11 protein-coding genes are annotated in these 14,403 nt (G+C 45.4%); all 11 read right to left on the bottom strand.

Annotation, left to right across the window (positions count from 1 at the left end):
* Positions 1-20: 20 nt before the first annotated feature.
* The 11 genes from nusA to tsf all read right to left on the bottom strand — a co-directional run bounded on the left by nusA (position 21) and on the right by tsf (position 14,381).
* On the bottom strand, positions 21-1,118 hold the full coding sequence (nusA, locus tag MKY85_RS11225) for a transcription termination factor NusA (protein ID WP_062833827.1): 1,098 nt from the start codon (positions 1,116-1,118) through the stop codon (positions 21-23).
* 123 nt (positions 1,119-1,241) lie between these two features.
* Positions 1,242-1,703, bottom strand: a complete 462-nt coding sequence (gene rimP / locus MKY85_RS11220) for a ribosome maturation factor RimP (protein ID WP_062833826.1) — start codon at positions 1,701-1,703, stop codon at positions 1,242-1,244.
* Between the two features lie 257 nt (positions 1,704-1,960).
* On the bottom strand, positions 1,961-6,280 hold the full coding sequence (locus MKY85_RS11215; RefSeq protein ID WP_342572590.1) for a PolC-type DNA polymerase III: 4,320 nt from the start codon (positions 6,278-6,280) through the stop codon (positions 1,961-1,963).
* 151 nt (positions 6,281-6,431) lie between these two features.
* Positions 6,432-7,886, bottom strand: coding sequence for a proline--tRNA ligase (gene proS, locus MKY85_RS11210; protein WP_342572589.1), 1,455 nt, complete (start codon positions 7,884-7,886; stop codon positions 6,432-6,434).
* A gap of 68 nt (positions 7,887-7,954) precedes the next feature.
* Entirely contained in the window at positions 7,955-9,226 is a 1,272-nt protein-coding gene (gene rseP, locus MKY85_RS11205) for an RIP metalloprotease RseP (RefSeq protein WP_339302971.1), read from the bottom strand.
* A 113-nt stretch (positions 9,227-9,339) separates the two neighbouring features.
* Positions 9,340-10,479: a 1-deoxy-D-xylulose-5-phosphate reductoisomerase gene (locus tag MKY85_RS11200; protein ID WP_342572588.1), complete on the bottom strand. Its 1,140-nt coding sequence runs from the start codon at positions 10,477-10,479 to the stop codon at positions 9,340-9,342.
* A 70-nt stretch (positions 10,480-10,549) separates the two neighbouring features.
* On the bottom strand, positions 10,550-11,344 hold the full coding sequence (locus MKY85_RS11195) for a phosphatidate cytidylyltransferase (protein ID WP_339241625.1): 795 nt from the start codon (positions 11,342-11,344) through the stop codon (positions 10,550-10,552).
* 16 nt (positions 11,345-11,360) lie between these two features.
* Positions 11,361-12,128 (bottom strand): isoprenyl transferase, encoded by a 768-nt coding sequence (locus tag MKY85_RS11190; protein ID WP_017689151.1) that lies wholly within the window; start codon positions 12,126-12,128, stop codon positions 11,361-11,363.
* A gap of 89 nt (positions 12,129-12,217) precedes the next feature.
* Positions 12,218-12,772 carry a ribosome recycling factor gene (gene frr / locus MKY85_RS11185; protein WP_253433837.1) on the bottom strand — a complete coding sequence of 185 codons (555 nt, stop codon included), beginning with the start codon at positions 12,770-12,772 and terminating at the stop codon, positions 12,218-12,220.
* Entirely contained in the window at positions 12,772-13,500 is a 729-nt protein-coding gene (pyrH, locus tag MKY85_RS11180) for a UMP kinase (RefSeq protein ID WP_017689153.1), read from the bottom strand. The genes frr and pyrH overlap by 1 nt, the downstream gene beginning before the upstream one ends.
* A gap of 230 nt (positions 13,501-13,730) precedes the next feature.
* Complete coding sequence (tsf, locus tag MKY85_RS11175) at positions 13,731-14,381, bottom strand: translation elongation factor Ts (RefSeq protein WP_124114084.1); 651 nt, start codon at positions 14,379-14,381, stop codon at positions 13,731-13,733.
* Positions 14,382-14,403 lie beyond the last annotated feature (22 nt).

Below are 14,403 nucleotides of genomic sequence, written 5' to 3'. Positions count from 1 at the left end.
AGCGCCCCCCGTACTTTACTTTAGTCGACGGAGACGGAATCCTGATGCATTTCAGAAGAAGAATCTTTTTCTCTGCCGAATTCCTGTTCCGCCTGGCTCTCGCTCTTAATGTCGATTTTCCAGCCAGTTAATTTGGCTGCCAATCTGGCATTTTGGCCTTTGATACCAATTGCGAGCGACAGTTGATAGTCCGGAACGATAACCCGAGCCATCTTTTCTTCCTCAAATACATGAACTTCCAACACTTTGGAAGGACTCAGTGCATTGGCAACATATTCGTCTACCTGATCGGAGAAACGAACGATGTCGATTTTTTCACCGCGCAGCTCACCCACAATGGTCTGCACGCGCATTCCCTTAGGACCTACACAAGATCCAACTGGATCAACTTCCTCGTTGCGGGAATGTACGGCAATCTTGGAGCGGAACCCTGCTTCGCGAGCGACGGAGCGAATTTCAACTACACCGTCAAAGATCTCAGGCACTTCCAGTTCAAAGAGACGTTTCAAGAGACCCGGATGGGTACGGGACAAGATGATTTGCGGCCCTTTGGTCGTATTCTCGACCTTGGTGATATACGCCTTAATACGGTCACCATGAACAAACTTCTCGTTCGGCATCAATTCGGTTAGCGGTAAAGCCGCTTCGATTTTGCCCAGATCGATGTAGATATTGCGCAAATCCTGACGCTGCACCACTCCCGTAACGATATCTTCTTCCTTATCTACGAAAGCGTTGTAGATCAGGCCGCGTTCGGCTTCACGAATCCGCTGGGTCACTACCTGTTTGGCAGTCTGTGCGGCGATACGTCCGAAATCACGCGGCGTAACTTCAATCTCCGCAATATCTTCCAGCTGGAAGTGTGGGTTGATTTCTCGTGCAGCAGGCAATGAAATTTCGGTACGTGAATCCAGGACTTCTTCCACGATCAATTTGCGGGCATACACCCGTATAACTCCCGTATTACGGTTCATGTCAACACGCACATTCTGGGCCGTGTTGAAATTCCGCTTGTAGCTGGAAATTAGTGCAGCCTCGATCGCTTCAAACAGCACATCCTTGCTGATCCCTTTTTCCCGTTCCAATTCATTCATTGCTTCAATAAAATCCATACTCATGAATGTTGATCCCCCTTTCAAACATGGCATCTCATACGTAAAACGGCGAAAGGCTCTGAACTCATGAGCACCTTGCCGTTATCGTGAGATGTGTCTTTTTCATTAATAAAGTGAACAAGGCACTTAAAACAAAATAGCTAGGCGCGCACTGGCAACCTTATCATAAGAAATGGCATGCTGTTTTTTGCCTGCTTCAATCACGAGTTCCCCGTCATCAAAGGAAAGCAGCTTGCCTTCAAATTCCTTCAATCCGTTCACCGGCTCGTAGGTTGTAACAAAAACATTTTTGCCTACAGCTTTGGTAACGTCCTCAGGTTTTTTCAGTGGACGTTCCGCACCGGGAGAAGACACTTCAAGGAAATAGATGGTTGGAATCGGATCGTTCTCATCCAGCTTGGCGCTCAGCTTTTCGCTGATCAAGACGCAATCGTCGATGTCGATGCCACCCTCTTTGTCGACATACACCCGTAAAAACCAGTTGCTGCCTTCTTTGACGTATTCGATGTCAACCAGCTCGAAGCCTTGTTCGTTCAAGTAGGGTTGGATCATTTCTTCCACGGTAGATTTAATGTTCGTTGTGCTCAAAACCAATAACCTCCAACTTAGGTTACACCAGCAAAAAAGCACTGGCAGATTATTCAATACCCAAGATTCTTGTATACCAAAGACTAAAGAGTGGGTTTCCCCACTCTTTAGAAATTCGTACTATCTCGTTCACTTCAAAAATTATAACATAGTCTGGTAATAGTGACAAGTAAGCGATGATTCAGGCGGTTTACTTACTAATGAAGGAAAAATTACGTTGCCCCCATCAATCACCATTTTAAGATCCAAATTCAGGCCTAGAAAAGAGAAAGCTGATTGCTCTCTGGCAAGCCCCGGAAACATCCCATATTCGACAGCAGTTCAACAATGGTCTTACTTGCTTTCGACTTCTGCTGGAAGTCCTCAACCGACAGAAACTCACCATGATCTCTAGCTGCAGCAATATTACGAGCGGCATTATCACCGATTCCTGCCAGCGCCGAAAATGGAGGGATTAATGAATTTCCGTCAACGATGAACTTCGTTGCTTCCGAACGGTATAAGTCAATGGATTTCAGCGAGAATCCGCGTGCTGTCATTTCCAGACCCATTTCCAGGACAGGCAACATGTTTTTCTCTTTTGGAGGTGCCTGGAAACCCAATTGCTCAATTTCCGTTATTTTTCGATAGATAGCATCATATCCCTGACACATCAGTTCGATGTCAATCTCATCCGCCCGCACGGTAAAGTAGGTTGCGTAATATTCAATCGGATGATATAGCTTGAAGAACGCCGTACGTACTGCTGAAATAACATAAGCGGCCGCATGAGCCTTCGGGAACATGTACTGGATTTTGAGACACGAATCAATGTACCATTGAGGCACTTTACAATTCTTCATCTCGTCAATCCATTCCTGTGGCAAACCACGTCCCTTACGAACGCTCTCCGTGATTTTAAAGGCCAGACTAGCGTCCATTCCCGTTTTATAGATCAGGAATAACATGATGTCATCCCGACAACCGATTACAGTCTTAATGTTGCACGTTCCGTTCTTAATCAGATCCTGAGCGTTTCCAAGCCATACCCCTGTACCATGTGACAATCCGGAGATTTGCAGTAAATCGGCAAAAGATGTCGGCTGGGATTCAACAAGCATCTGACGTACAAACTTCGTTCCCATCTCCGGCACACCAAATGTCGCAACTGGCGACCGAAGCTGTTCCGGTGTAACTCCCAGCGCTTCGGTGGAGTTAAACATGCTCATGACTTTGGGATCATTCATCGGAATGGTCGTTGGATCGACCCCTGTCAAATCCTGCAACATCCGCATCATCGTCGGATCATCGTGTCCCAGAATATCGAGTTTCAGCAAGTTTTCTTCAAAAGCATGATAATCAAAGTGTGTCGTTTTCCACTCTGCATTAACGTCATCAGCCGGAAATTGAACAGGTGTAACGTCTTCGACCTCGATGTAATCAGGAACCACCACAATACCGCCGGGGTGTTGTCCAGTGCTCCGTTTTACCCCTGTACATCCCGAAGCCAATCGATTCAATTCAGCTCCGCGCCATTTCTTGTGATGTTCTTCCTCATATTTCTTGGCAAAACCAAATGCTGTTTTCTCAGCCACCGTACCAATGGTCCCGGCACGGAAAACACTCTTCTCACTAAACAGTACTTTCGTATAGTTATGAGCATGAGGCTGATAATCACCAGAGAAGTTCAAGTCAATATCGGGAACTTTATCTCCTTTAAAGCCAAGGAAAGTCTCAAACGGAATATCCTGGCCTTCTCCTTTAAGCGTACCACCACAATTCGGACATTCTTTCTCTGGAAGGTCAAATCCACTACGAACACTGCCGTCCAGGAACCACTCGCTGTATTTGCAATCTGAATTCACACAAATATAATGAGCTGGCAGCGGATTAACCTCGGATATACCCAGGAATGTAGCAACGACAGAGGAGCCTACTGATCCCCGCGAACCTACGAGATAACCATCCTGATTCGATTTTTTAACCAAGCGTTCCGAGATCAGATAGTTGGCAGAAAAACCATATTTAATAATTGGAATGAGTTCTTTCTCCAGTCGTGCCACGATTACTTCTGGTAATTCTTCGCCATAGATGGACTTGGCAGTGTTATAGCAGGTATTACGAATTTCTTCGTCCGCACCCTCCAGAATCGGAGTAAACAGTTTGTCCGGGAATAACTTAATTTCCTCAAATCGGTCAGACAACTCCACCGTATTAGTAACAACAACCTCGTATGCTTTGTCCTGACCGAGGAACTGGAACTCTTCCAGCATTTCCTCTGTCGTTCTAAAATGTGCATCCGGTTTACGTTGATCTTTCAGTGGACTAAATCCTGTAATTCCGTGAATGGTGATATCCCGATATAACTTGTCACGCGGCTCCAGATAGTGCACGTTACCTGTGGCTATGACCGGTTTGTTAAGCTTTGCACCTATATCAATGACTTTACGGATCGCTGTTTTGATCTCTTCGGGTGTAGCCACCAGACCTTTATCCACCAAATGCATATACATGGTAAGTGGTTGGATCTCCAGTATGTCGTAGAACTCGGCGATCTCTTCCGCTTCTTCGAGCGATTTGTTAAGTACCGCTTCGAAAAACTCCCCTTTTTCACAGCCCGATATCACAACAAGGCCTTCACGCAAATTAATCAGTTTTGATTTGGGAATGCAAGGTACACGCTTGAAATGTTCCGTATGAGAGAGAGATACCAGCTTATATAGATTTTTCTTACCGATATCATTCAGTGCATAGATTCCACAATGAAAAGGTCTTGTATTCGACAAATCGACACCCACATAATCATTCAAACGATCGAGCCTCGTCAAACCTTTCATCTGTGCAGCATCATTTAGCAGTCCAATCAGGATACCCGCGAGTGCAACCGTATCATCAATGGCACGGTGATGGCTTTCGAGTCCAACCTTATATTTATCCGCCATCGTATTCAGACGGTGGTTTTTATTTTTCGGAAATAACAATCGCGCCAGTTCCAACGTATCAAGAACCGGGTTAGGGAGCTCCGGCAGTCCAATTTGCTTCAGGGAAGCTTGGATAAAGCCCATATCAAAACGTGCATTATGGGCAACAAGTACACCATCTCCCGCAAACTGCACAAAATCACGAATAACAGGCTCAAGTTCAGGTGCGTCTTTTACCATGTCATCATTAATATTCGTCAATTGCTGAATGTTGTAGGGAATACGCTCATGCGGATTGACAAAGGTCGCAAACCGGTCGATTTCTTTGCCATCTTGCATCTTCACGGCAGCAATCTCAATAATTTTGTTCTGCGTAACCGAAAGACCTGTGGTCTCGATATCAAATACGATGTATGTCGCGGTTTGCAGATCCAAAGGCTGCGGAGCCATTACAACTGCGACAGAGTCATTCACGACATTAGCCTCAAGACCGTAGATCATTTTAATTCCATTTTTCTTAGCAGCCTTGGAAGCCTCGGGATATACCTGCACCCCGCCATGATCACTGACAGCAATGGCCTTATGACCCCACTCTGCTGCCATTTTCACGTATTTGTCAATTGAAGTTACAGCATCCATGGTACTCATCGTAGAGTGCAGATGGAACTCCACCCGCTTCTCTGGTGCATTGTCTTTGCGAGACGGAGGTGCTTTGACTTCAATCAGATCCGATGGAATCATTGCGAGTTCAGGAATTTGCATAAACCGGTCATACTCTACACGACCACGCACTTTTACCCATTTACCATTAGCAAGCAAACTGAGAATTTTAACATCCTCTTTTGTTTTGGCAAACATCTTCATTTGCATGGAGTCCGTGAAGTCGGTCAGATAGAAGGTAAACAACGTATTGCCGTTTCGCAGTTCTTTGCGATCCAGACCAAACACCGTACCTTGAAGCGTAACCTTTTTCTCTTCATCCTGGATTTCCTGCATAGGCACTGCTGGCTCCTTGATATCGTAACCCATCTGCAAACGCAGATCGCCCTGCTCCTCATCCACCGGGATTTCTGTATCCACTTCACTCATCATCTTTTCGATGACCTCAAGTTCCTCAACACGCTTTTGGGCCTGGAACTGTTCCATGGCCTCTTTATTGCTTCCCACTTCGCCTACTTGCATCTTGATGCGGAGCGGTAGATTAAAGTATTTTTCATAGAACGTCTTAATGGCCTGATCAATCTGTTTCTTACGAGCCAATTCCATTGACGTTGCATCACTCATCGTCAGTTGCAGAAGATCTGCTTCACATTCAAACGTAGTCCGGTTCATCCAACCATTCACGGATGGAATCTCACGTGTAACCCACTCCCGAAACAAATTCCAATATTCACTAACGATATCGCCATTCTGTACCTTGTCCGTATATTTAAAGCCAAATGAAATTTTGGCGATATGATTCATCTTCTCTTGAATATGCAGACAAAATGTGCGATAGATTGGAGCCGGTACCAATGTATCCTTCGCAATCAGAATATTCCATTCCCGATTAGTTCGATTGGTCTCTACTTGTTCAATCCATCCATCCAAAAAATAGGGATCTAACAGACCAGACGGAAGCTCTGCCTGTTTCATCAACAACTCAAACCGTTTTCTCTTCTCATCAAATCCGCTCATCGTGTTCCTCCTTGTACCCCCTTAAAGCATGAAAAGCCCCTGCATTCAAAAATGTCACCGATCCGAACTCGCACCGACTCATTTTATCCGACAGAAGCTCCCATTCATTACTCAACTGGTGAAAAAGTGCTCTTCGTCAGGTTATCCTGACTTAATACGCTCTTGCAAACACAACCGTGTGTTCTGCCTTTTCACCACAAGCCAGGCACGTATGCTTTTCTTCCGCAGGCTGGAACGGAATGTTCCGGCTTGTTGCACCAGTGACTTCTCTTACTTTATCTTCGCAAGATTCTGAACCGCACCATCCAGCCAGAGTAAACCCGCGTTTATTTTCCATCAGTTCTTTCATCTCATCGAGTGTATACACGGAGTAGAAGTTATCCGACATAAATGTGCGAGCACGCTCTAACATATCTACCTGGATCTGTGTCAGCATAGACTGGATTTCTTCTACCAAGTTCGCTTGTTCTACCACTTTTTTCTCACCTGTAATCCGTGATACGAGTACACAAACGCCATTTTCCATATCACGTGGACCAATCTCCAGACGAATCGGAACACCACGCATCTCGTATTCGTTGAACTTCCAGCCTGGGCGAACGTCGCTGCGATCATCCATTTTCACACGGACTCCAGCTTTTTTCAACTCACTGAACAGCTCATCTGCACGCCCAACCACAGCATCACGCGTTTTCGGAGGTCCAATTGGGATCATGACCACTTGAGTCGGTGCAACTTTAGGAGGAAGTACGAGACCACGGTCATCTCCGTGAACCATAATTAAAGCACCGATCAAACGTGTGCTTACTCCCCATGAAGTAGTGTAAGCCAGCTCCAGCACATTGTTCCGGCTAAGATACTGAATTTCAAATGCTTTTGCAAAGTTCGTACCCATGTAGTGAGATGTACCTGCTTGAACAGCCCGTCCATCCTTCATCATGGCTTCGATTGAGTAGGTATCTACCGCACCCGCAAACTTCTCGGATTTGGTTTTTTGACCGACAATTACAGGAATAGCCAAATACTCCTCAACGACTTCACGATAAATCTCAAGCATTTTCATCGTTTCTTCACGTGCTTCTTCTTCGGTCTCATGCGCAGTATGACCTTCCTGCCACAGGAACTCACTTGTACGAAGGAAAGGCAATGTTCTTTTTTCCCAACGAACTACGTTAGCCCATTGGTTGATCAGTACCGGAAGATCCCGATACGACTGAATCCACTTGGAATACATGTGACCAATAATCGTTTCGGAGGTAGGGCGGATTGCCAGACGTTCTTCCAGCTTCTCTCCCCCAGCTTCCGTAACCCATGGTAATTCAGGGTTAAACCCTTCCACGTGTTCTTTTTCCTTTTGAAAGAAGCTCTCAGGAATGAACATTGGGAAATACGCATTGCGATGACCCGTTTCCCGGAAACGACGATCCAACTCATCCTTAATATGTTCCCAGATTTCAAATCCGTCTGGTTTGAACACAATACAACCGCGTACGGGTGCATAGTCCATGAGATCAGCTTTTTTGATAACATCAATATACCAGCGTGAGAAATCCTCACCCTGTGGTGTGATTTCGGTCACGAACTGTTTATCATTTTCCTTTGACATAAGACTCCAGCGTCCTCCCATAACGACTACACTCTGAAAGAAAAGTTCAGAGCATAGTCCAAACGTAATTATCCGTTAATTAAACGTAATATATCATTATACGTTACTGCCAGCATCAAGACGAACAACATCGCAAATCCGATGAAATGTACCATACCTTCACGATTGGGATCAACTGGTCTGCCGCGCAGCGCTTCAATTCCCAAAAATACCAGGCGGCTGCCGTCCAGCGCAGGTATTGGTAGCAGGTTGAATATCCCAAGATACAGACTCAAAATCGCTGCCCATCTCGTTAACTGCTCAATCCCTTGCTTGGCAATTTGCCCTGTTACTTCAAATGTACGAACCGGACCACCAATATCATCCATGTTGAATTGATTGATCAGATGTTTAAAACCTTCAAATATCACTTTGGTTGTATCAACCATGGCCACACCTGAGACTTTAAATGTCTCTGCAAATCCAACAGATCGGGTTGGTAGCGTAGGTACGATCCCCACTTTACCGCCTTCTTGTCCCTCTACAGCACGTGGAGTAATCGTTATATTAAACGTATCCGACCCCCGGCGCAGCGTCCATTCCATTGGCTTGTCTTTGGAATCGGCAATCATCGACACCATTTTTTGTGAATCTGTACCAATAGCAGTACCATTAATCGTCTCGATAATATCGCCCTTTTGCAGGTTCGCCTGATCAGCTGCCCCACCTTCAAGCACTTCGCCAATTTGGAGATTTTTAGGGTTCTCCACCGGAACTCCTGCCATTTGCGCATATACAGCGAACAGCACAAAGGCCAAAATAAAGTTCATCAGCGGGCCAGCAAAAATAGCCAACGCACGCTGTCCAACCGTTTTGCTTCCGAATTGACGATCTTTCGGTGCAATCTGCGTTTGTTTACCCCGACTTACCAACATCGCTTGGGGATGTATTCGGTATTCCTGAATTTCACCATCTACATCAAGTTGAAGCTTCAGGGCATTCTCCATGTCAATAGAGATGACTTCACCACGTATTACATTTTTACGGTTATCCAGCTGGTCCAGATAGATCATCTTCACCTGGTCATCCGCTGATCTTACCGCAATGGTCTGTCCTTCTTGGATCTCTACCAGTTCCGGATCTTCCCCTGCCATCCGTGCATATCCACCAAAAGGCAACAAACGCAATGTAAACTGGGTCTCGTTTCTTTTATATGAGAACAATTTGGGACCAAAACCGATCGCAAATTCCCGTACAAGAATACCGGCGCGTTTGGCAAAATAGTAATGCCCCCATTCATGAACCGTCACGATGACAAAGAACATGAGCACCGTTAGAAATACCACTTGTATGGTTTCCAATCCCTATCCATCCTCCTTCACGGCACATACCGCAGTCTGTCCCTCTAGATTATCATTATTCTCTGATGCCGCACAAGAGAATCACTTCTTCCAATTTGTTATGAAAAAAGAGATTACAGACTGGACGCAAGCTTACGGCTCTCTTGATCACAACGGGCGATTTCCTGCAGATCAGGCCCGTCCACATTGTGGTGTGCTTCCAGCACAGAAGCAATAATATCTTCTATTTTAAGGAATGATATCTCTTTACGCAAGAAACGGGCTACGGCAACCTCGTTGGCTGCATTAAACGCCGTTGTTGCGGTTCCTCCCATTTTACCACACTCATATGCCATTCTTAAACATGGGAACCGCTCCATATCCATCTCGCGGAAATGTAATTTCCCAACTTGAGCAAGAGACAGACGCTGTGCTGGCGATGGCAGACGGTCAGGGTAAGTCAATGCATATTGAATTGGAACTCGCATATCCGGATTCCCCAGTTGGGCGATGATGCTGGTGTCATCCAATTCCACATAAGAATGAATCACACTCTCTGGATGAAGCAATACATTAATCTGATCATATTGAAGACCAAATAACCAATGTGCTTCAATCACTTCAAGTCCCTTGTTTACCATGGTTGCCGAGTCTATCGTAATTTTGGAACCCATTGACCAATTCGGATGTTTAAGCGCATCCTCTATAGTCACACTCTTCAACTGTTCACGGGTAAGATCACGGAATGATCCGCCTGAAGCAGTGAGCGTGATACCTGTCAAGCGTTCTCTGTTTTCACCATTCAAGCATTGGAAAATCGCAGAGTGCTCGCTATCGATGGGTAGTAAAGAGACTCCTTTGGCAGTCGCTCTTGTAGTAACAATATGCCCTGCCGTAACCAATGTCTCCTTGTTGGCCAGTCCGATCTGTTTACCCGCATCTATGGCTGCAAGCGTCGACTCCAATCCAACACTTCCCACCACTGCTGTTACAACCATATGCGCATCAGTTCCTGCCGCCACTTCTACAAGTCCTTCTGTGCCATAAAACAGTTGCGTTCCTGCAGGCAAATGTGGAGCAACCTTATCCGCCAATTCCTTGGACCCAACCGATATCTTCTTCGGTCGGTAACGTTTGGCTTGTTCAATCAGCAGGTCTGTATTGCCTCCGGCAGCCAGTCCCTCCACTTGAAAGAGTTCAGGATGCATGTCAACTACATCCAGTGTCTGGGTTCCAATGGAACCGGTCGAGCCGAGAATCGCAATTTTTTTCATGCTGCACCTCATCTTTAATTATCCAATGCCTACGGCGAACAATGCTGTTATCTCAGACTTATGTTCTTCTTTAATAGGGCAGTAGCATTAGTATATGTACGAATGGAAAAACAACAATCCAGCTGTCGCACCGATCAAGAATGCCTCCATGCCCTGGGAGAAGATTACCTGAATCCTTGATATTATATACACGTTTGTAAGCAGACTGGATCAAGTCACCCATCTGACCTACAACTGCACAGGCAATCCCAATCACAATTGCTCTCTGCCAGGAAAGCAAACCATCTGACACTAATGCAAAAATAATAGACGTAACAATTGCAATTACGATGCCACCCAATGCACCCTCCACGGTTTTGTTTGGACTGATGGAAGGCCACAGCTTATTTCTACCAATGAGTTTCCCTACAAAGTAAGCTCCTGCATCACTGGCCCATATGGAGCCCAGCAACAGAAACGTCCAGAACAACCCATGATGCAGATGTCTGGATTCTGCAATGTAATAGAAACCGATTCCTATATACAACACGCCAAGGAAAAGCATGGCCACTGTATTTACGGGCACCTTATTTTTGGTAACAACCGAAGCGGTCATCAGTACAAGCATTACAATCCAGATGACCTGAAATAAGGATAGCGGTCTGGCCTCCCAAAGCATTTCCCAAGGAAACACAATGGCAAAAACACCAGCGTATCCAATCAGGGCCACACCTGAAAAAGGCTTCACCCCGGTCATTTTAACAAATTCATAATAACCGATGAGAGCCATAAGCAATACCAAACCATGGTACCAGGGTCCGCCCAGCATGCAAAAACCTAAAAACAACACACCTGCTATGATTCCTGTCGTTAATCGCTGTTTCAACGGCTTCATCCTCCATCTATTTCAAACCGCCGTAACGCCTTGTTCTGCGCTGATATTCGGCTACTGCTTCAAGCAAATGCTTTTTGCCAAATTCGGGCCAGTATATATCCGTAAACCATAATTCACTATATGCAAGTTGCCAAAGCATAAAGTTGCTTAATCTAAGCTCTCCGCTCGTCCGGATCAGCAGATCCGGATCAGGCATATCAACCGTCAGCATATGCCTGTCAATGAGTTCGGGTGTTATGTCCTCTGCAGATAGTTCCCCCGATTTTACTTGCAGAGCAATCTGTTTAACACAGTCCGTCATTTCACGACGACTTCCATAGTTCATTGCAAAGTTCAAAACGAGACCTGTATTATGTTCCGTAAGACGAATGGCTTCCCGCAAGGCATTGATGGTATGAGAAGGTAAATGTTCCTCTTGGCCCATCATGCGAATGCGCACATTTTTTTCTATAAGTTCATCCAGCTCTATGGCCAGAAATTCTTGCGGAAGTCGCATCAGAAAATCCACTTCTTCTTTTGGACGCGTCCAGTTTTCTGTCGAAAAAGCGTACATCGTCAGATATTTGATGCCCAGTTCATCCGCCGCGATGGTCGCACGTTTGACCGCCTTCATGCCATTTTGGTGCCCGGCTATACGCGGGAGTCCCAAACGTTTGGCCCATCGTCCATTGCCGTCCATGATGATGGCGACGTGCTGCGGGATATTGTCCTCGGATATAGTCAGCGTTTCCTGCTTGTCAGCCCCATTCCACCACGACCGAACCCGTTTGATCATTCCTGTTCCTCCAAAATCCCTGAAGTTTCTTCATCTGAAGCTTGGAAAAAGAGACAAAACCCCACCGTAATGGAGGGGCTGCGCTTGTCTTACACTTCCATGATTTCTTTTTCTTTGGCAGCGAGTACCTTATCGACTTCAGCAATAAACTTGTCGGTCGATTTTTGGATATCTTCCTGATGTCTCCGTGATTCATCCTCGGAAATATCGGACTTTTCCATTTTCTTGATATCATCATTCGCATCACGGCGAATGTTACGAATCGCTACTTTACCTTCTTCACCGAACTTCTTCGTCAGCTTCACAAGTTCCGCTCTACGTTCTTCCGTCAATGCCGGAATAGACAAACGGATCATGTTACCATCGTTGGCTGGAGTAAGACCCAGATCGGATTTCATGATGGCACGCTCGATTTCACCCATGGAAGATTTGTCCCAAGGCTGAATCATCAGTGTACGGGAATCCGGAGTACTGATATTAGCGAGTTGATTCAGTGGTGTCATCGCTCCATAATACTCTACCTGAATTCGGTCCAGAAGAGCTGGAGTTGCGCGGCCTGCACGCAAAGTAGCCAGGTCACGACGCAATGCTTGAATTGCTTTTTCCATACGCTCTTCGGCATGTTGTTTAACCGCTTGTGGCATTAATCTACACTCCCTTTAACGATTGTTCCGATACGTTCGCCCAGAACAACACGTTTGATGTTACCTTGTTCCGTAATGGCAAATACGATCAACGGGATGTTGTTGTCCTTACAAAGCGAGGATGCCGTTGAATCCATTACACCAAGGTCTTTGTTAAGAATATCCATGTAAGTCAACTGATCAAACTTCACAGCTGTACTATCTTTAAACGGATCTGCTGAGTATACACCATCAACTTTATTTTTGGCCATCAAGATAACTTCTGCTTCAATCTCCGCTGCGCGCAGTGCTGCTGTTGTATCCGTGGAAAAGAACGGGTTACCTGTACCTGCTGCAAAAATAACGACCCGGCCTTTCTCCAGATGGCGAATAGCTCTACGACGAATATAAGGCTCTGCAATTTGTTGCATTGCAATAGATGTTTGTACACGCGTAGGTACTTCAATCTGTTCCAAAGCATCCTGCAGTGCCAGCGAGTTCATTACTGTCGCCAGCATTCCCATATAATCGGCAGTTGCACGATCGATGCCATTTTCGCTACCTGCAATTCCGCGCCAGATGTTTCCGCCGCCACATACAATAGCAACCTGTACACCAAGTGCAACAACCTCTTTTACCTGTTGGGCAATCGACGAGATCGTATCTGCATCAATACCGTAGCCGTTTTGACCGGAAAGAGACTCTCCGCTGACTTTTAAGACAACACGTTTAAATACTGGCTGTTCCAATTATTCACCCTCCACTTTGAATCGAACACGCTTGGTGTTCAACCAACAAAACTTCTCGCGCATGGCCTCCTGCTTAAAAAGAAAGGAACACAGTTGTGTTCCGCTCTTTTAGGAAAAACGTTTAACCGGTAAGGCACTGTTTTCCTGAGATATAAGGGAGTTTACGCTTCGAAGTATGTTCATTCTTATATCTTCGAAAATCAATCCTGCTCGCCGGTTTAAAAACCGTCTTATTTGTTTACTTGGGACATTACTTCTTCTACGAAGTTGTCTACTTTTTTCTCAAGACCTTCACCCAGTTCGTAACGAACGAAACGACGGATGGAGATATTTTCACCAATTTGGCTGATTTTTTCATTCAACAATTGGGAGATCGTTTTGTCTGGATCTTTAACGAAAGTTTGTTCCATCAGGCAGTACTCCTCGTAGTATTTACCAATACGACCTTCAACCATTTTTTCAATGATTTTCTCTGGTTTGCCTTCGTTAAGAGCTTGAGCTTTCAGAATTTCTTTTTCTTTTTCCAGCTCATCTGCAGGAACTTCTTCACGTGTAACAAATTTAGGATTAGCTGCAGCAATTTGCATAGCTACATCTTTAACGAAATCCTTAAATTGATCCGTTTTACCAACGAAGTCTGTTTCACAGTTAACTTCAACCAATACACCAATACGTCCACCAGCGTGGATGTAAGATTCAACAACACCTTCAGTTGCTGCACGGCCAGCTTTGCTCGCTGCTGCGGAAAGACCTTTCTCACGCAACAATTCAGCTGCTTTCGTTACATCACCGTTTGCTTCTTCCAGTGCTTTTTTACAATCGAGCATACCTGCGCCCGTTCTTTCGCGAAGTTCTTTTACTGCACTCGCATTAACTGCCATTATAAATTCCCTCCAAAATTAA

The sequence above is a fragment of the Paenibacillus sp. FSL R5-0749 genome, from assembly GCF_038595085.1.
Classification (GTDB): domain Bacteria; phylum Bacillota; class Bacilli; order Paenibacillales; family Paenibacillaceae; genus Paenibacillus.
Note: the sequence above shows the minus strand (reverse complement) of the source record. Positions and strands in the feature narration are given on the sequence as shown.

Coding starts and splice junctions, on each gene's coding strand:
- nusA (WP_062833827.1), bottom strand. CDS start 1,118: ATGAGTATGGATTTTATTGAAGCAATGAATGAATTGGAACGGGAAAAA.
- MKY85_RS11215 (WP_342572590.1), bottom strand. CDS start 6,280: ATGAGCGGATTTGATGAGAAGAGAAAACGGTTTGAGTTGTTGATGAAA.
- proS (WP_342572589.1), bottom strand. CDS start 7,886: ATGTCAAAGGAAAATGATAAACAGTTCGTGACCGAAATCACACCACAG.
- MKY85_RS11200 (WP_342572588.1), bottom strand. CDS start 10,479: ATGAAAAAAATTGCGATTCTCGGCTCGACCGGTTCCATTGGAACCCAG.
- MKY85_RS11190 (WP_017689151.1), bottom strand. CDS start 12,128: ATGATCAAACGGGTTCGGTCGTGGTGGAATGGGGCTGACAAGCAGGAA.
- frr (WP_253433837.1), bottom strand. CDS start 12,772: ATGCCACAAGCGGTTAAACAACATGCCGAAGAGCGTATGGAAAAAGCA.
- tsf (WP_124114084.1), bottom strand. CDS start 14,381: ATGGCAGTTAATGCGAGTGCAGTAAAAGAACTTCGCGAAAGAACGGGC.